Raw genomic sequence first — 13,978 nt, 5'->3', positions numbered from 1 at the left:
GTCTCGTTGTTCAACTAACTTAGTTCGACCGGTCTTCAATCATACGCCTATATATGGTTATGTGAGGCTCGTTGTTCGGATGTGTTCGCTCGTAAGCGAAAGCACTAATTGAGTCGTCTCTCAACTAGATGCTAATGGCACAAGCCACAGATCGATTACGACGCTATCTCGATGACGAACTCGGGGAGTGTCGCAGCGAGGACGTCGAGCGTCGGCTCGACGAACTCGGCACCCTCGAAGCAGCACTCGGAGCACCGCAGGTGAATGCTGAACTCGACGTCCTTTCGGCACTCGCCAATGAGACGCGCTACACGCTCGTTCGTGTGCTCGTGGCGGCCCAGGAGGAACTCTGCGTCTGCGAGTTGCACGCGGTCGTCGACGTGAGTGAGAGCGGGCTAAGTCATGCTCTCTCGGCACTCGTCGACGCGGGCCTCGTCGACGGGCGAAAGGACGGTCGCTGGAAGAAGTACCGGGCGACCAACCGCGCAGTCGCCCTCGTGACCGTCCTCGAAGGGAGCGTGAGCGATGAGTAACGTCGACGCCCACGAGCACGGGCCGAACTGCGACTGTGAGAGCTGTGGTGACCCGCGGTCGATGGACTTCCTCGACAAGTATCTCACCGTCTGGATCTTCGGTGCGATGGCGATTGGCGTGGGACTGGGCTACGTCGCCCCGTCAGTGACCGAGCCAATCCAGAATCTCCACCTCGTGGGAATCGGCCTCGTTGTGATGATGTACCCACCGCTGGCGAAGGCGGACTACTCACAGCTCGCGACAGTGTTCAGCAACTGGCGGGTGCTCGGGCTGAGTCTCATCCAGAACTGGCTCATCGGCCCGACGCTGATGTTCACGCTCGCAGTCGTCTTCTTCAGCGGGCTCGTTCCCGGCCTGCCGGCTCGCCCCGAATTCTTCCTTGGCCTCATCTTCATCGGGATGGCCCGGTGTATCGCGATGGTCTTGGTCTGGAACGAACTCGCCGAGGGTTCGACCGAATACGTGACCGGGCTGGTCGCGTTCAACAGCCTGTTCCAGATCATTACCTACGGGGTGTACGTCTGGTTCTTCGCGCTGTTCCTGCCCCCACTACTGGGGATGGAGACACTCGTCGCTGGCATCACCACCTTCGACATCACGCCGATGCAGGTGTTCGAGGCGATCGTCGTCTTCCTCGGTATTCCCTTCGCGGCAGGGTTCCTCACTCGCTATATCGGGACACGGACCAAGGGCGAGGAGTGGTACGACGAGGTGTTCATCCCGAAGATCGACCCCCTGACGCTGGTCGCGCTGCTGTTCACCATCATCGTGATGTTCGCCACGCAGGGCGAGAACATCATCGCCGCGCCTGCAGACGTCCTGTTGATTGCAGTGCCGCTGACGATCTACTTCGTGGTGATGTTCTTCGTGAGCTTCGGCATGGGCCGGGGCATCGGTGCGGACTACTCGACGACGACAGCGATTGGCTTCACGGCTGCCTCGAACAATTTCGAGCTGGCGATAGCAGTCGCGGTCGCGGTGTTCGGCGTCGGCTCCGGTGTTGCCTTCACGACCGTCATTGGTCCGCTCATCGAGGTGCCGGTTTTACTCGCGCTGGTCAACGTCGCCCTCTATTTCCAGCGGAAACTCGACTGGACTGACTCCGAGACTGGAAGTCCCGGACCATCCGCTCCTGAACCGACCACGAACGACGACTAATCACCACACAAGCCAATGTCCACGAATACTGATTCGGCTGAGCCGATTCGTATCGCCTTCATGTGCGTCCAGAACGCTGGCCGCTCCCAGATGTCCACGGCGTTCGCAGAGCGAGAACGCGACCGCCGTGGTCTCGACGACCGCGTCGAAATCCTGACTGGCGGGACGCATCCGGCCGACCACGTCCATGAGGAAGTAATCGAGGTGATGGACGAAGCGGGGTTCGCCCTCTCTGATCGAACACCGCGTGAAATCACGATTGACGAACTCCAATCGTGTGATTACGTTGCGACGATGGGCTGTTCCACGCTGGATGTCGGCGAGGTTGGGAGTGCTGTCGAGGTGCGCGACTGGGCGCTCGACGATCCCGATGGAGCGGACTTGGAGCGAGTGCGCGAAATCCGTGACGAAATCGAACAGCGGGTCATCGCGCTGTTCGACGAATTCAGCGTCGCTACATAAGACGGCAATATACCACTTTTCGGTGGGTTCAGCGATAGAGTGGCCACCACCTGTATTCTACCCGCTGTATCAGAGTACATGGATTACGTGATTGATCTCTGACGACGTGGGTCGCCGACACCAGTACACGTTGACTAGCGGGCGGTCAGATACTCGTAGAACGTTCTCGGGTCGACAATGTCGATCCCTTGGAAGGAGTCGAGATCGAGTAGATGCCGATCGCCAGAAACGAGATAGTCCACGTGACCCGCCACGGCGGCCTCAAGAAATTTGTCGTCATCGGGATCATCATCAACCGCTGTGATGTCCTCGTCTGGGTCGACGAACTCTGCGTAATACCGGATTGTTTCGACCTCCTGCTGGACGTCTTCTTCGTCCATGTGGAACTTCTCTGGGTATTTCAACAGCGTTTCTCGAAACTCAGTCAGCGTCGCGACGGACACGATAATCTCATACTCGCTATTGAACCCCCTGACGACCACGTCGTGGGGGACACCAGTTGCGATGACGCTTGAAATGAGGACGTTCGTATCGAGAACGGCTCTCATTCATCGGCGCTCCGCGCGTCGTGGACCAACTGAGTGACCTCATCCATGGAGAGATCGACCTCTTCCGATCGCTCTTCGACTCGGTGCTGGAACTCTTCGACCGAGGGGAGTTCGAGTTTCTTCAAGACCAGACCGTAGTCTGTCGGGACGACCATCAGCTTCGTCCCTTTTTCGAGGCCGAACTGCTCGCGAAGCCGACTCGGGATCGTGATCTGTCCCTTCGAGGTAACCGTCGTGACTTCAGGGTCGTCAGTACTCATTGGCAGTTCTACGTAAGAATTCCTTACGCAGCGACTTGAACCCACCGGTCAATTCGATTCCACTGAGTGCTCCGCCGTTATCTGCTCTAACCGTTGAGAGTCAGCGCTCGGGGCCGTAGATGATCGCTGAGCGGCTTTCGTAGCCACACTCTCGACACTCGAACCACCGTTGGACCTTCGCGCCGTCGGCACTCTTCTGGCCGACGACGACGTCGTCGTTCGGACACTCTGGACAGGGTAGTTCAGGCTGGGGCCGTTTTCGGAGTTCATCGCGAAGCGATGTGGCTTCCTTCGTCGCGAATCCGCGCGTCCACACCGGATAGCCATCGACGAGAATCGCAGCCCGCCACTTGTGGATGTACGTGTCCGGCGCTCGGTGAAGCACCGCATGTGCGTTGGTCTCTGTGTTCCGATACGCTAGTTTCGGGGTACGGCTCTCACGCACCCAATTTGTAATTCGTGGCATGGGTACTGGTGCCTCCGCGTTTGGGAGGCTCGCAGTCGCTTGATTCGGGTATTGATTGGTCTCGTGAGTCGATATCGCGTCCTCACCAACGATTACCCAACACAGCCAGTCGAACGAACTGACTGTTGGTTACTCCTCGAAGAGACAGCGATCGGCTGCATCGTCGCCAGCAAGTGTCTGCTGATCCTCGGCAGTATCGGCGAAGAGGTTAGACTGATCACCCTCGGACGAGTGCTCTACTCCCGGACGGTCGTCGACGCCGAACTCACTCGCCTCCGGCCGGTCGAGCCGCGAATCACGATCGCGGTGATCTACGTCCGCACCGAAGTCCTCGAGCGAGGTTTCGACGCTCGTCTCAGTCACTTCGAGCTGGCCATCCTCGCCGAAAGCGGTCTGTTGCTGAATTTCAATCTTTGGTCGGTCGCTCATGTGAATCGAGCCTCCACCCACTGGAGGCTCCGAAAAACTGCCCACGAGCGCCGTCTCAATCCTCTTGAGACCGGAGCTCGCTGGCCCGATGTTCGAGCCGCCGAAGGATCTGGACTCGCTTCTGATTCGCGTTCTCGTAGGCGACGCAGGCTCGCAGCATCTCCATGTTGTTGATCGTCACGATGCCAGCGTTGATGAGTCGCGCATTCGGTGGTTCGAGACGATGTTCCGGTGATAGACCGCTCGATACCGTGGATTGCTCTGAAGAGTTGCTCACTGACTGTCGCCTCCGCCCCTGCTTCGGCGACGAAAAAACAGCGCCAGTTCGCTCTCCGTTTCGCGTACTTTCTCAGCGACAGACACGGACAGACACTGTCCGATGCAGGACTCGCGGTGAGGGTTGCCCCACTACTGCTGTTGATCGAGGAATTCGAGAAGCGTCTCGATGTCTTCGGCCGAGGCCGATGATTGGCCGAACAGACTCTTGAACCGGTGATCGAGCCCACCCTCTTCGATGAACGCGTGTGCGTCACTGAGCTGTTGCCGAAGGGCATCAGCATCTCCGCGATGCAGATGTGTCTCGACTCGATCTAAATCGATCGAGGGAATCGCAGCAAGGACATCTGCGAGATCTGTTTTCCGGCCACTGTGGAGTTTCGCGGCGACGAGGACCTCGCCGGCAGCTGCTCGTGCAGTCGTTGACCGAGTACCGCCTGAAATCGTCGTCGGGGAACTGTGCGTGCGCAGATAGTCGAACGACCACTCTGCTTCGGTCTGTCGGCAGCCGAGGCCGTTCACAAGGATGTCCACGCCGACCGGGTGGGGTAGTCCTTCGGTTCGCTCGAAGCATTCGATTTCCCGGTTGTAGATGGTTTCCTCTGCTGGGACGTCGAACTCCGCTGTCCGTTCGAAGCCATGCTGTTGGAGGAATGCAACGACTTCGTCGTAGTCGTCCGGTGCGATGACGAGATCGAGATCGGTCGAGAACCGTGGTTCGAACTGACTGATCGCGTATCCGCCAACGAGGACGAACCCAATTTCTGACTGCTCTAGTTCTTCGAGCACTTCGATGAGTGCCTCACTTCGGTCTTCCTGGCTCATACTTAGGCTGGCTCCATGCGGTAGGTCGCATCAGTGTCGACGTCGTCGTACATTCGGCCGAGCATGTCGAGTGCCGACTCGAAGGTCGCGTAGTACTCGTTTGCGAACGCCACGGTCTCTTGGAGCGGGATGACGGGCCGGCCGTCGACCATCTCGGCCTCGATCTGTGACCGCGGCTCGAGAACAACCTGTATCGCACCATCGAGGTCGTCGGCCGGTTGTCGTTCCTGTGCGACCGGAATCCCGAATCGGTCGAAGAACGCTGTCCAGGCGTCGACGTCCTGCTCGCGAACAGCGATGAACAGCGGATAGTCCTCCGGGTCGCGGGCGACCTGGTAGCCACCGCGTGTCCAGACGTAGACGGCATCGATAGCGGTGAATGCGTAGTCCATGCCAGCGAACTGTGGGAGGACGTACGCCTCCGGGATCGATGGCGGCGAGGTGTCTGCTGCCACGGCCAGGAACTCGAGACCGACGTCACGGAGCGTCTGATCGACGAGCTGGAGGCCGTCATCGTACGCGACGTACCCGGCCTCCTCGATGCGGTTCACGACGCGACGGATCGTCTCCCGGTTCTCGTCGATCTTCCGCGCGACGCCCGAGATGGAGTCCCCCGTATCGAGCGCGAGGAGCACCTTGAATTCCTTCTCGCCACACGCTTCGTACATCCTATAGCTACACAATTCTGTGCAACAACCAAAAGATTTACTCTTCGTGTGGGTCTGCTGGCTGGATCTGGCGGACGTCCTCGGCGAGGTCGTGGATGTACGCTCGAAGCGTCTCCATGTCCTCCCGGGCATCTTCCAGCGTTTTCGCTTTCACCTTGGCCTTGATCTGGTCTTCATCTCGTGTCCCGGTTCCGCGTTTGAGCTTCACGGTCAGCGAGACACCGACGTCAGTGCGCTCGACGTGCTCCGTTTGTGACGGCTGCTCACTGTTCCCTGACGATTCGACATCCGCACGAGACGGCTGGGTGTGTTCCGACATGTGAGACTCTCGGTGATCGGTGCTCAGATAGACGGTGCGACGGCTCCATCGGAGATTTCGCGAAGGGCTGCGTCGATGTCACTGCCGGTGAGTCGCCAGCGCCCGTCGCGACCAGTGCAGTCCAACTGGCTCACGACCTCGTTTTTGAACTCGGTGTATTGCGCTAGCGCAACTTGCTCGTCGTCGGTATAATCCAGCAGAAGCGCGAGCGCGAGTTGCGCCGGGCCACTGCCACCGTATCCCCACTCGAAGCCCGAGGGGCTGTGGTTCGCCATCTCGAGACTCCGCTCTAGAGTGAGCTGTTCTTGTCCAGGTAGCTTCTCCACGACGGCGCGTCCGCGCTGTCGGTAGCCGACGTAGACGACGTCGCGGTCATCCCTCGGGCGTGTCTGTTCGAGCGATCGTGAGTCGATAGTTCCACTCATGGGTCTGTTCGAAGGTACTCGTTCGAGCACCCCCGCACCCCTCAGGGGGCGAAAAAACGCTCTGCGGTCACTGCGTCACGGATCAGCTGGCCGGTTTGGTCACTCAGAAGTGGACGTCCGCCGGCACAATCCAGAGATCGTCACTCTCGTCGAGAATCCGATCCAACTGGCCTCGGTGTCGGATACCGCTTCCATGTTCGTCGTACAGGAAGACTGATGGCCCGTCGTACGCGCCGATCTGGTGGAAGGCGTGTCGGGCGAGGTCTTCATCGCGCATGATCTCCTCGTCGCTACGTTCGTCGAGCGCCTCCTTCACGCGGTCGAGATTCCGCTGGAACTCCTCCTTCGTGGCGTCCCAGCCGCGTTCGAGCAGCTCTTCGCCCTCATCGGATTCCACAGTGGCTGCAACCGGGAGTTCGCCCCAGCGGGCTGTTCCAGCGACTGTCGTCTCGTCTTCGTCGAAGCAGACGTAGTAGTCGAAGACAGCGCCTGCGTGGGGGACGGCGCCGACGAGTCGATCGAACACCGTCTTTCCGGTGGCGAGGGCGTCGTCTCGTGTCGATGCCTCTACGAGCGTGTAAATGACCATGTGCATCGGTGTTCTCCTCTATCTGCCGACGCACGCGACTGTACTCCGCTACACCGCTTGGTGCGCCGGCACTCATCGCCGGCGCAAAACAAACGCCACCGGAGAACGCGGTCGTTAGGACGTGTCTTGCCCTGACTGTGTGACCTCCTCGACGGTAATCGTCAGGTCACCGGATTCGTAGTCGGCCTCGAAATCGACCGCAAACGCCTCTGACTCGTAAGCCGCGTGGTAGGCGCGATGCCGTTGGAGTGACCCGGTTGCCTTGAAGTGGAAGAACGCCGCTGCGGTGTACGGTTTGCTGGCGGTTTCGATCTGTGCCTCGACTGACGCTTGCAGCGCGATCTGCGGGGTATCACTGTCGATTCCAGCGGCAAAGGCTCGAGCCTCGTCGACGGTCGCTTGCGCATGCTCGGGCGTCTCGCCGGTCAGTACGTTCACTGGCGTTTCGGTCTCCTCGGTGAACAGGACATCTTCGTAGATTTGTGTGCCGAGGATTGCATCGGGGCCTCGCTCACAGTCCTCGAACGGGTCGTCGGGTGGTTGTTCAGACATGGAATCACGAACCCCAGTGTGGGGCTCAGCCCGTTAGCCCCCGATAAACGACTCCTCTGCACCCGCCAAGGGTTCCTCACCAGTCACTCGTCAATCGGGTCGAGTCCGCTGAGATCGGCGTGAAGGACCTCTCCGTCGCGAACGACGTACCGTGAGGCGAGCACCGGGAATCGACACTTCGTGTACCCGGCCGTCTGGATGTCGAGCTCTTGGTCGCCATCGATGTACTCGGCGAGTTGTCTGAGGAACTCGTGGGTCACGATCCCACCCTCGTAGTCGGGGAGACCATCGCCACGGGCTTCGTACACTTCGAAGCTATCGTAGCCCCAGATGGTGAGTTCGCTCTCCTCGGCCACTTCCCAGGTGAGGGTTCCGAAGCAATGATTCTCACAGAGCTGGCGGACTGCCTGTGGATCCGATACGATGGCGCCGGTCGATGTCGTCGCTGCTTGGAGCGTTGCCATGGGTTGTACTCGGGGGCGTTCTTCTGCCCCGCACCCCTTTCAGGGGAATAACAAACGCATTCTGAGACGAACCAGGAAGATCCGCTACTCGAGGATCGTGTATCAGGATTCTACGTGGACGCCGTCGTCCTCCGTGGCAGGTGGTCGAGTGAGGAGACTCACCTGCTCTAGGAGCGTGAGCGCTGTGTCGATTCGTTCTCGGTCGGCGGGATCCAATTGATCGACATCGATATCGTTGAGATTGCTGAGCGCGCGGTGCATTCGGTAACCAGGTGTGTCTCGTGGGTCCATGTGTACGCCTCCGCCGATTTTCGGCGCGGAAAAACGCCAGGGGCGGATAGCAAGACATCTCCAAGATGGTTCTTGACTTGTCTTCGGTTAACCAACGATTCCAGAACTCCACTCTTTCGTTGGTTAATCTCGACTTCCAGCCTACCGATCTCCTTCAGGCTCCGGCCCGTATCGAGGAGTTCCGCACACCTGACACTCCCACATCGGCTGTCCGGCCCACTCGTCGTCAGGGACGGCTTCGAGTTCGTTGAATCGATGCTCAGTCTCTCGATTGCACTCCCGACACTCGAGGTGATCTCTGTTCGGGCTCGCGTGTCGCAGACTCTCGGTACTGGTGTCGGTGACGGATCGCTGGAGTGCAATTGCCGGCACCAGCCAGATATCGCCGTCTGCGTTTTTGAGGAGGGTCACGAGACGCTCCTCGTCGCGAATCCCGCTTCCCGTTTCGTCGTAGAGGAACGTCGCGTGCTCGCCGTCGTGAGGCGACTGCGTCGGGCCTCGCCACGCAGTCCGCTCACGCGCCGCCGCGAGCAACTGTGCGCCGCCCTCTGCTGTTATCCGTGCCGCGGAGGGGAGTGAAGGCCATCGGTCGGCAAACTGCGTTGCAGGCTCCTCCTCGAGGTCGTAGATGAGCTGGCAATCGTCGACCGCTGGGTCGGACTCCGATTTCGCGAGGAGAGAGGCCGCAGCAGATCCCTTCGCGATGGCGCCGTAGAACGTCCGCGACTCGACGAGAGCGTGGATGACATGGAGGATATCACACTCCGAATCAGGGGTGTCCTGTCCATCGGTGGGTGCATCGAGATGATTCGTGAGACAGAACCGGCATTTCGTCTGGCCAGCGGGAATCGACGTCCCACAGGAGGTACACTCGGCCGACGTTGCTGTCGTGGCGTCTGGATAGCCTGCGTTGGCTCTACCCGCTCGTTGCCGTCGGGGCTCTCCGTTGCCACTGCTGGTAAGTTCATCGTCGGGAAGATGCGTTGCTTCGCCAAGCGGTCGGAGCTCTTCGTAGTCAGAGTAACGTCCGGTCATAGAGTCGTCTGATAGCCACATGCTTCGTCTTCGTTTTTAAAGGGTTGTACTCATATCAATTCCTCTATGGGCATGCAAATCAACCGAAAGAGCGTCGTTAGACAGCTAGTTCGTCCAGTGCGTCTCGGTGAGTCCGGACGGTTACTATTGAAACGTTCGCGACCGCTGCGACCGCTGACTGTGTGAGCAACTGTCCCTGTTCGTGCCCCGCTTTGTACAGGCAGGCCGCGGCGAATCCTGACGGGCAAACGCCCGTGGTAACTCCCGTCGATTCGGAATCTTCCGCCAACTTCCTGGCCCGTTGCCGGATCCGATCTGGGACGTCGAGTTCTGATGCGAGCCGCGGAACGAACGCACTGGGCGTCACGGGCTTGGCTGGGAGGCCGAGTTCCGTATTCAGCGTCTTGTACGCGTTCCTCACCCGCGACTGCTCGACGTGCGCCGGGTCGGTGACGTCGTCGAGGGTTCGCGAGAGTCCGTTGCACCGACAGGCGCCGTAGACGCTCGCGGTGGCCATCGCTTCAATCGACCGTCCTCGGAGGAGGTCTTCGTTCTGGGCGCTCCGGAAGAGTCGACACGCCTGGTCACGAATCGTCTCGGACAGCTCGAGTGCGCTCACGATCCGGCGGATCTCACCGAGGCCATGTGCGAGGTTGCGCTCGGCTTTCGACTGAAACCGTCCCCGGGTCTGTTCCCGGCGCATCCGGGCCACCTGCCGCCGCTTCCGTCCGGAGAGTGTGTTCCCGTTCGCGTCAGTTCCACGGCCGATCTCGGTCGATAGCCCTCGGTCGTGCCGCGCCGCCGTGAGCGGTGCACCCGTCCGTCCGCGCTTGTCCTTGTCGAACGCTCGCCACTCTGGCCCGTGATCGATTCGCTGCTCGTCGACGACGAGGCCACAGTCCTCGCAGACGGTTTCGACCGCATTGGTGGTGACCCGGCCGTCGCATTCGGGACACTGGTTCGCGCTGGAGTCAGTCTGTACGTCTTCGTCGAACGATGTCTCGTAGATTTCTCTTGTTGCCATGATACTCACGAGGGACATTACAATGAATCGCGTCTCTCGGAATGCCCCTCACCCATCAGGGGCACATAAACACTCAGCGGCGCGGAGCCGGCGTAGTGCTGTGCTGTGGCGAAAGCCCGGCGGCTCTGTGAGCCGCCCGGAACGTGGAGGTTGGGTGGGGCGGCGGGAAGTGGGTGAACGGGCATCACCCAAAAAAAGAAGGCCGCGTACGCTGGCTACTCCCACCACCGACCGCGCTCGGGGAACAGCACGGTGCTCCACCCGGTCAGGGCCACTGAGACGCGCCCCTGATACCAGTTCTTCGCCGCCCCGTGAATCCGCACACGCTCTCCTTCCTCCATCCACGGTGCGTCCGACGCTTTCCAACTCGTGAATTTCGTGCGCCCGCTCTCGTCCTCGATGAGTCCAACTTGGGCAATGGCTGGACTCGACGGCTCCCACAGCTGTGTAATCGTTCCTTCGATGCTCACCTCCTTTCGGTTCACATCCTCGACTTTCCCAATCGGGATCACCTGGCCCGGCGCCGTCTGGAGCTCCTCGAACACCCCGACGACCGCACTCATCATGTCTTTCCCCGTGACGACCGCCTCAGCCAGCCGCCGACTGATCGACGCCCGCGACCAGCCATCCAGCTTCTCGGCCAGCCGCATCGACTCTTCGTTCACAGCCGCCAACTGCTCCTGTTCGAGCTCTGCACGTGGGTCCGGCCGATCCGGGTCTGCCATCGGATCCACGCTCGCTCTCCGCTTCTGGAACTCAATCCGCCGCTTCGCACTTCGTTTTGCCGCGATATCTCGCGTCCGCTTCTCCCGACCCTCCTGCGTCCCGAGTTCGGCCTGGGCACTGATGCGCTCCAGCTCAGCCTCCCGCGCCTGGATGCGCTCTTCTTGTTCGAGGGTCTTCCCGAACATGTGATCCGGCCCCGCTTCGACTCGCGCGTCCGGATGGTTTGAATCGACTTTCGCCTGCACCTCCATCTGCACCGTCGCCTGGAACTCCGGGGTCTCATCGACGACCTCGAAGCCATCCTCGTCGACTTCTGATTCATCGTGTTTTTCAAATGCCTGTTCATCGACCGAAACTACATCACTGGTGACGTTCTTACTTGACATTGGAACTTTCACTGGTTCCTGAAGGCGCTCAGCGCCCGACACCGCGATGCTACTACATCGCGGATTTCTCAACGACACCGACCGACAGACTCGTCTGCGCGCTCTCGCTCGCGCCTTCGCGAGCGACCCCTGGGCGCGAGCGAGAGCGCGCCTCAGGAGGACACCCATCCAGCACCGCGCGGCGACCCGCCCGGAGCAAGCGTCCAGCGGGATATGCCCGCTCGTGTCCGGCCCGATGTGCGGGTTCGTGTCCAGGGCGACTGTCGGGAGCACGGCGAGCCCGCGGGGTGGCTCGCCGCGCGCAGCGGCACCAAGCGCTGGAACGCGAAAGCCCGCAAGGGGCGCAACCGACGGGGATACCCGCTGGCGCCGAGGGCACATGCACTTTAGCCCGGAACGGGCGCGGGCGGTGCGGAGAGCGCCCGCACGCCCGGAATGGTCGGTCGCGAGCGACGCGGAGGGCGGCAGCGGCGAGCGGGGCGAGCCATAGAGAAACACCGTTCAACCGGATTCGACGCTCAGTGACACAGCCGACATCCTGGTGGACTTAGAAAGGGCGAGGCCGTCTCGGTCGTCCCCCGACCCCGCCAAGCACCGCAGGAACGAGGAGCGCAGCGTGGGTCGCGGGATGCCGAGCGGCCGCGGGCTTTCGAGACGATGACGACCATCGCTGGCGAGCTGATATCGAATGCTATGCCCACGTGACCGGTTCGAGGCGTCGCCGAGAGGGGACTACTCGAGAAGATCTTCGACGAAGCGAAAGCCGTTCACGTACGTGACTGAATCGCCGTAGCCCTCACTGGCGAAAACGGTTTCAGCTCCTTCACCAGCAGGAATATCGGTTGTGTAGATGTAGGCATGGTCTGCGGTCCCCTCGACGAACGCCTGAGCGGCGACCCCAGCGAGCGCTGGATCTGCGCGTTCGATCTCGTCGGCACGGCGATCATCAGCGTTCGCGATGTATCGCTGGACGCCATCCATTGCCCGCGATACCAGTGCATTCGTGTATTTCAACGGGTCTGCGACTCGGGCCCACTCCTCGTCGATTGCCGTGTCGATCGGCGGGTTGTTGACATCGGGGTCGTTGACGGTCAGTTCATCGTAGACGCGTTTGGGGAGAACGAAGGTGATGTCGTTCTGGCGGGCGAACGCTCTAACCACTCGATACCGACGGTTCGACGGTTGCCCCATCGCGACGAAGAGGCCGGTATCAGCGATGTGGATGGCGCTCACGCGTCGTCGTCGACGGCGTCTCGGTCGACACCCTCGATATCCGCGATCGACGCGCCCGACTCCTCGATATCGAAGTGCTCGTGGACGACGGGTTCGAGCGCCTGGAGGATGATCTCGGCGGCGAGCGGCGAGATATCGAGATCACGGGCCATCAATCGGTGGGTAACCTCGCCCCGTTCTCGGTCGACGGTGTAGGTGAGCGCTGTCGCGAGACCGGCGATCCCGTGCCGGTCGATGTAGGTATCGATGTCGTCGTCGGTCGCGCGCCGCCCGACGGCGTCGATGAGTGCGGGCGTGATCGTGTACTCGCGAGCGCCGTCAGCGGCCGTGACAGTCAGGTCAATCTCGCGAGCGACGTACGTCCGGGGTTGCTCGTCATTCGTCGCCTCGATGACGCCGGCGTCGACCAGCCGGTTCACGTAGGTGTAGGCCGTGCCCTGCGCGAGGTCGAGGGCGTCCATGAGTTCCTGAACGGTTGCTTCCCCCTCTCGGGCGATATGCGCGTACAGCTGGGCGAGGGCTGGCTCCTCGAGGAGGTCCGCGACTGAGAGGAAGTCGCGGATGATGTCGCCGTTGGCTCGGTTTGAGGTGCGTGACATAGGCAATCCGGTATTTACAGTTTACAACGAATCAGTAAAGAGTGTTGCGGTCAATCTATCCGGACTGGGAGCGGGCAACGAGATGCTCGTCGAGGTCTCGCGTCCAGTACGTCGCTGGCCCGTTGGGACTACAGCGGACACAGAGGTGTAGTGTTCCGTCGAGGTGGCCGAGTTCGACGCGGAAGGTCGTGAGTGCCGGCAACGTATCGACGATGCGTCCACAGCCGTCGCAGGCGTGGTGGTCGAGTTCGTCGGGATCAGGACGCTCCTGAATTGCGCAGTCGACGCAAATCGGGTGTGTGACGAGTTCGTCTTTCCCCCAGGTGCGGGCGTCGCCTAGTTCCGCGCCGGGGAGCGCATCGCAGAACGCACACCCGGAAAGTGTCTGTTGCATTTACGCGTCCTCCTCGTCGGCGTCGCAAGCGGCCGTCCACCCGCGATGGAAGACAGCCAGCTGTCTAATCGAGTCGAACGCCTCGCCACTTGGCTCGTGTACCAGGACTCGCTGGTCGGGAACCGGCCTCACGACACCGTCGTCGACGAGGTCACTGACGAGTTGTCGCGCGGTTCTCTCGCTGATGTCCGCGGTCAAATACCGGGCTGCATCCCGGTCCTGGGCGACGAGTTCGGTTTCGAATCGCTCGTGATCGTCTGTTGTGTCGTCACGTATGTCTGGACCAGTCATGGAATTCAGTCTCCGGCACGCTCG

At 60.8% G+C, this 13,978-nt stretch carries 23 protein-coding genes; 3 read left to right on the top strand and 20 right to left on the bottom strand.

All coding sequences use genetic code 11. The annotated features are described in order from the left end of the window. The first annotated feature begins 134 nt into the window (after positions 1-134). The 3 genes from LT970_RS14340 to LT970_RS14330 are packed head-to-tail and all read left to right on the top strand — an operon-like array spanning position 135 to position 2,154. A complete protein-coding gene (locus tag LT970_RS14340) occupies positions 135-533 on the top strand; it encodes an ArsR/SmtB family transcription factor (protein WP_232688898.1) in 399 nt (132 codons plus the stop codon). Further along, a complete protein-coding gene (gene arsB / locus LT970_RS14335; protein WP_269785484.1) occupies positions 526-1,692 on the top strand; it encodes an ACR3 family arsenite efflux transporter in 1,167 nt (388 codons plus the stop codon). The genes LT970_RS14340 and arsB overlap by 8 nt, the downstream gene beginning before the upstream one ends. A 15-nt stretch (positions 1,693-1,707) precedes the next feature. Then, positions 1,708-2,154, top strand: coding sequence for a low molecular weight phosphatase family protein (locus tag LT970_RS14330; protein ID WP_232688897.1), 447 nt, complete (start codon positions 1,708-1,710; stop codon positions 2,152-2,154). Positions 2,155-2,288: 134 nt separating this feature from the next. Here the strand turns inward: LT970_RS14330 and LT970_RS14325 are convergent, their stop codons facing one another. From LT970_RS14325 to LT970_RS14230, 20 genes are all read right to left on the bottom strand, one after another. Then, entirely contained in the window at positions 2,289-2,702 is a 414-nt protein-coding gene (locus LT970_RS14325) for a putative toxin-antitoxin system toxin component, PIN family (RefSeq protein ID WP_232688896.1), read from the bottom strand. After that, complete coding sequence (locus tag LT970_RS14320) at positions 2,699-2,962, bottom strand: AbrB/MazE/SpoVT family DNA-binding domain-containing protein (protein ID WP_232688895.1); 264 nt, start codon at positions 2,960-2,962, stop codon at positions 2,699-2,701. Before LT970_RS14320 ends, LT970_RS14325 begins: the two co-directional genes overlap by 4 nt. Before the next feature lie 100 nt (positions 2,963-3,062). Then, the gene (locus tag LT970_RS14315) at positions 3,063-3,428 is read right to left on the bottom strand and encodes a DUF7568 family protein (protein ID WP_232688894.1); all 366 of its coding nucleotides are present in this window, start codon (positions 3,426-3,428) and stop codon (positions 3,063-3,065) included. A gap of 129 nt (positions 3,429-3,557) precedes the next feature. Then, positions 3,558-3,857 carry a hypothetical protein gene (locus tag LT970_RS14310; protein ID WP_232688893.1) on the bottom strand — a complete coding sequence of 100 codons (300 nt, stop codon included), beginning with the start codon at positions 3,855-3,857 and terminating at the stop codon, positions 3,558-3,560. A 55-nt stretch (positions 3,858-3,912) separates the two neighbouring features. Next, a complete protein-coding gene (locus tag LT970_RS14305) occupies positions 3,913-4,134 on the bottom strand; it encodes a DUF8129 domain-containing protein (protein ID WP_232688892.1) in 222 nt (73 codons plus the stop codon). A 131-nt stretch (positions 4,135-4,265) separates the two neighbouring features. Continuing rightward, positions 4,266-4,958 (bottom strand): nucleotidyltransferase domain-containing protein, encoded by a 693-nt coding sequence (locus LT970_RS14300; RefSeq protein WP_232688891.1) that lies wholly within the window; start codon positions 4,956-4,958, stop codon positions 4,266-4,268. A 2-nt stretch (positions 4,959-4,960) separates the two neighbouring features. Further along, entirely contained in the window at positions 4,961-5,626 is a 666-nt protein-coding gene (locus LT970_RS14295) for a helix-turn-helix domain-containing protein (protein WP_232688890.1), read from the bottom strand. A 37-nt stretch (positions 5,627-5,663) separates the two neighbouring features. Then, positions 5,664-5,945, bottom strand: coding sequence for a DUF7389 domain-containing protein (locus LT970_RS14290; RefSeq protein ID WP_232688889.1), 282 nt, complete (start codon positions 5,943-5,945; stop codon positions 5,664-5,666). Between the two features lie 23 nt (positions 5,946-5,968). Continuing rightward, entirely contained in the window at positions 5,969-6,370 is a 402-nt protein-coding gene (locus LT970_RS14285; protein ID WP_232688888.1) for a DUF6166 domain-containing protein, read from the bottom strand. Between the two features lie 103 nt (positions 6,371-6,473). Then, positions 6,474-6,965, bottom strand: a complete 492-nt coding sequence (locus LT970_RS14280) for a DUF7995 family protein (RefSeq protein WP_232688887.1) — start codon at positions 6,963-6,965, stop codon at positions 6,474-6,476. A 108-nt stretch (positions 6,966-7,073) separates the two neighbouring features. Next, positions 7,074-7,511 (bottom strand): DUF8025 family protein, encoded by a 438-nt coding sequence (locus LT970_RS14275; RefSeq protein WP_232688886.1) that lies wholly within the window; start codon positions 7,509-7,511, stop codon positions 7,074-7,076. An 83-nt stretch (positions 7,512-7,594) separates the two neighbouring features. After that, positions 7,595-7,975, bottom strand: a complete 381-nt coding sequence (locus LT970_RS14270) for a hypothetical protein (RefSeq protein ID WP_232688885.1) — start codon at positions 7,973-7,975, stop codon at positions 7,595-7,597. 102 nt (positions 7,976-8,077) lie between these two features. Then, the gene (locus LT970_RS14265; protein ID WP_232688998.1) at positions 8,078-8,266 is read right to left on the bottom strand and encodes a DUF8012 family protein; all 189 of its coding nucleotides are present in this window, start codon (positions 8,264-8,266) and stop codon (positions 8,078-8,080) included. Positions 8,267-8,407: 141 nt separating this feature from the next. Next, on the bottom strand, positions 8,408-9,301 hold the full coding sequence (locus tag LT970_RS14260) for a biosurfactant protein 1 (RefSeq protein WP_232688997.1): 894 nt from the start codon (positions 9,299-9,301) through the stop codon (positions 8,408-8,410). A gap of 97 nt (positions 9,302-9,398) precedes the next feature. After that, positions 9,399-10,325, bottom strand: coding sequence for a transcription initiation factor IIB (locus LT970_RS14255; protein ID WP_232688996.1), 927 nt, complete (start codon positions 10,323-10,325; stop codon positions 9,399-9,401). Positions 10,326-10,540: 215 nt separating this feature from the next. Continuing rightward, on the bottom strand, positions 10,541-11,437 hold the full coding sequence (locus tag LT970_RS14250) for a DNA-binding protein (protein WP_232688995.1): 897 nt from the start codon (positions 11,435-11,437) through the stop codon (positions 10,541-10,543). 732 nt (positions 11,438-12,169) lie between these two features. Then, positions 12,170-12,670 (bottom strand): PIN domain-containing protein, encoded by a 501-nt coding sequence (locus tag LT970_RS14245; protein WP_232688994.1) that lies wholly within the window; start codon positions 12,668-12,670, stop codon positions 12,170-12,172. Further along, a complete protein-coding gene (locus LT970_RS14240) occupies positions 12,667-13,269 on the bottom strand; it encodes a winged helix-turn-helix domain-containing protein (protein ID WP_232688993.1) in 603 nt (200 codons plus the stop codon). Before LT970_RS14240 ends, LT970_RS14245 begins: the two co-directional genes overlap by 4 nt. A gap of 55 nt (positions 13,270-13,324) precedes the next feature. Beyond that, positions 13,325-13,663, bottom strand: coding sequence for a DUF7558 family protein (locus tag LT970_RS14235; protein ID WP_232688992.1), 339 nt, complete (start codon positions 13,661-13,663; stop codon positions 13,325-13,327). Continuing rightward, entirely contained in the window at positions 13,664-13,954 is a 291-nt protein-coding gene (locus LT970_RS14230; protein WP_232688991.1) for a DUF8069 family protein, read from the bottom strand. It abuts the gene before it with no gap. Between the last annotated feature and the right edge of the window lie 24 nt (positions 13,955-13,978).

Origin of the sequence: Halobacterium zhouii (assembly GCF_021249405.1) — an archaeon.
In the GTDB taxonomy this organism is placed as follows: domain Archaea; phylum Halobacteriota; class Halobacteria; order Halobacteriales; family Halobacteriaceae; genus Halobacterium; species Halobacterium zhouii.
This window is presented reverse-complemented; position numbering and strand designations above follow the sequence as displayed.

What these genes read in the sequence shown, in the direction of transcription:
- LT970_RS14340 (WP_232688898.1), top strand. Translation starts at nt 135, where the DNA reads ATGGCACAAGCCACAGATCGATTACGACGCTATCTCGATGACGAACTC.
- arsB (WP_269785484.1), top strand. Translation starts at nt 526, where the DNA reads ATGAGTAACGTCGACGCCCACGAGCACGGGCCGAACTGCGACTGTGAG.
- LT970_RS14330 (WP_232688897.1), top strand. Translation starts at nt 1,708, where the DNA reads ATGTCCACGAATACTGATTCGGCTGAGCCGATTCGTATCGCCTTCATG.
- LT970_RS14325 (WP_232688896.1), bottom strand. Translation starts at nt 2,702, where the DNA reads ATGAGAGCCGTTCTCGATACGAACGTCCTCATTTCAAGCGTCATCGCA.
- LT970_RS14320 (WP_232688895.1), bottom strand. Translation starts at nt 2,962, where the DNA reads ATGAGTACTGACGACCCTGAAGTCACGACGGTTACCTCGAAGGGACAG.
- LT970_RS14315 (WP_232688894.1), bottom strand. Translation starts at nt 3,428, where the DNA reads ATGCCACGAATTACAAATTGGGTGCGTGAGAGCCGTACCCCGAAACTA.
- LT970_RS14310 (WP_232688893.1), bottom strand. Translation starts at nt 3,857, where the DNA reads ATGAGCGACCGACCAAAGATTGAAATTCAGCAACAGACCGCTTTCGGC.
- LT970_RS14300 (WP_232688891.1), bottom strand. Translation starts at nt 4,958, where the DNA reads ATGAGCCAGGAAGACCGAAGTGAGGCACTCATCGAAGTGCTCGAAGAA.
- LT970_RS14295 (WP_232688890.1), bottom strand. Translation starts at nt 5,626, where the DNA reads ATGTACGAAGCGTGTGGCGAGAAGGAATTCAAGGTGCTCCTCGCGCTC.
- LT970_RS14290 (WP_232688889.1), bottom strand. Translation starts at nt 5,945, where the DNA reads ATGTCGGAACACACCCAGCCGTCTCGTGCGGATGTCGAATCGTCAGGG.
- LT970_RS14285 (WP_232688888.1), bottom strand. Translation starts at nt 6,370, where the DNA reads ATGAGTGGAACTATCGACTCACGATCGCTCGAACAGACACGCCCGAGG.
- LT970_RS14280 (WP_232688887.1), bottom strand. Translation starts at nt 6,965, where the DNA reads ATGCACATGGTCATTTACACGCTCGTAGAGGCATCGACACGAGACGAC.
- LT970_RS14275 (WP_232688886.1), bottom strand. Translation starts at nt 7,511, where the DNA reads ATGTCTGAACAACCACCCGACGACCCGTTCGAGGACTGTGAGCGAGGC.
- LT970_RS14270 (WP_232688885.1), bottom strand. Translation starts at nt 7,975, where the DNA reads ATGGCAACGCTCCAAGCAGCGACGACATCGACCGGCGCCATCGTATCG.
- LT970_RS14265 (WP_232688998.1), bottom strand. Translation starts at nt 8,266, where the DNA reads ATGGACCCACGAGACACACCTGGTTACCGAATGCACCGCGCGCTCAGC.
- LT970_RS14260 (WP_232688997.1), bottom strand. Translation starts at nt 9,301, where the DNA reads ATGACCGGACGTTACTCTGACTACGAAGAGCTCCGACCGCTTGGCGAA.
- LT970_RS14255 (WP_232688996.1), bottom strand. Translation starts at nt 10,325, where the DNA reads ATGGCAACAAGAGAAATCTACGAGACATCGTTCGACGAAGACGTACAG.
- LT970_RS14250 (WP_232688995.1), bottom strand. Translation starts at nt 11,437, where the DNA reads ATGTCAAGTAAGAACGTCACCAGTGATGTAGTTTCGGTCGATGAACAG.
- LT970_RS14240 (WP_232688993.1), bottom strand. Translation starts at nt 13,269, where the DNA reads ATGTCACGCACCTCAAACCGAGCCAACGGCGACATCATCCGCGACTTC.
- LT970_RS14235 (WP_232688992.1), bottom strand. Translation starts at nt 13,663, where the DNA reads ATGCAACAGACACTTTCCGGGTGTGCGTTCTGCGATGCGCTCCCCGGC.
- LT970_RS14230 (WP_232688991.1), bottom strand. Translation starts at nt 13,954, where the DNA reads ATGACTGGTCCAGACATACGTGACGACACAACAGACGATCACGAGCGA.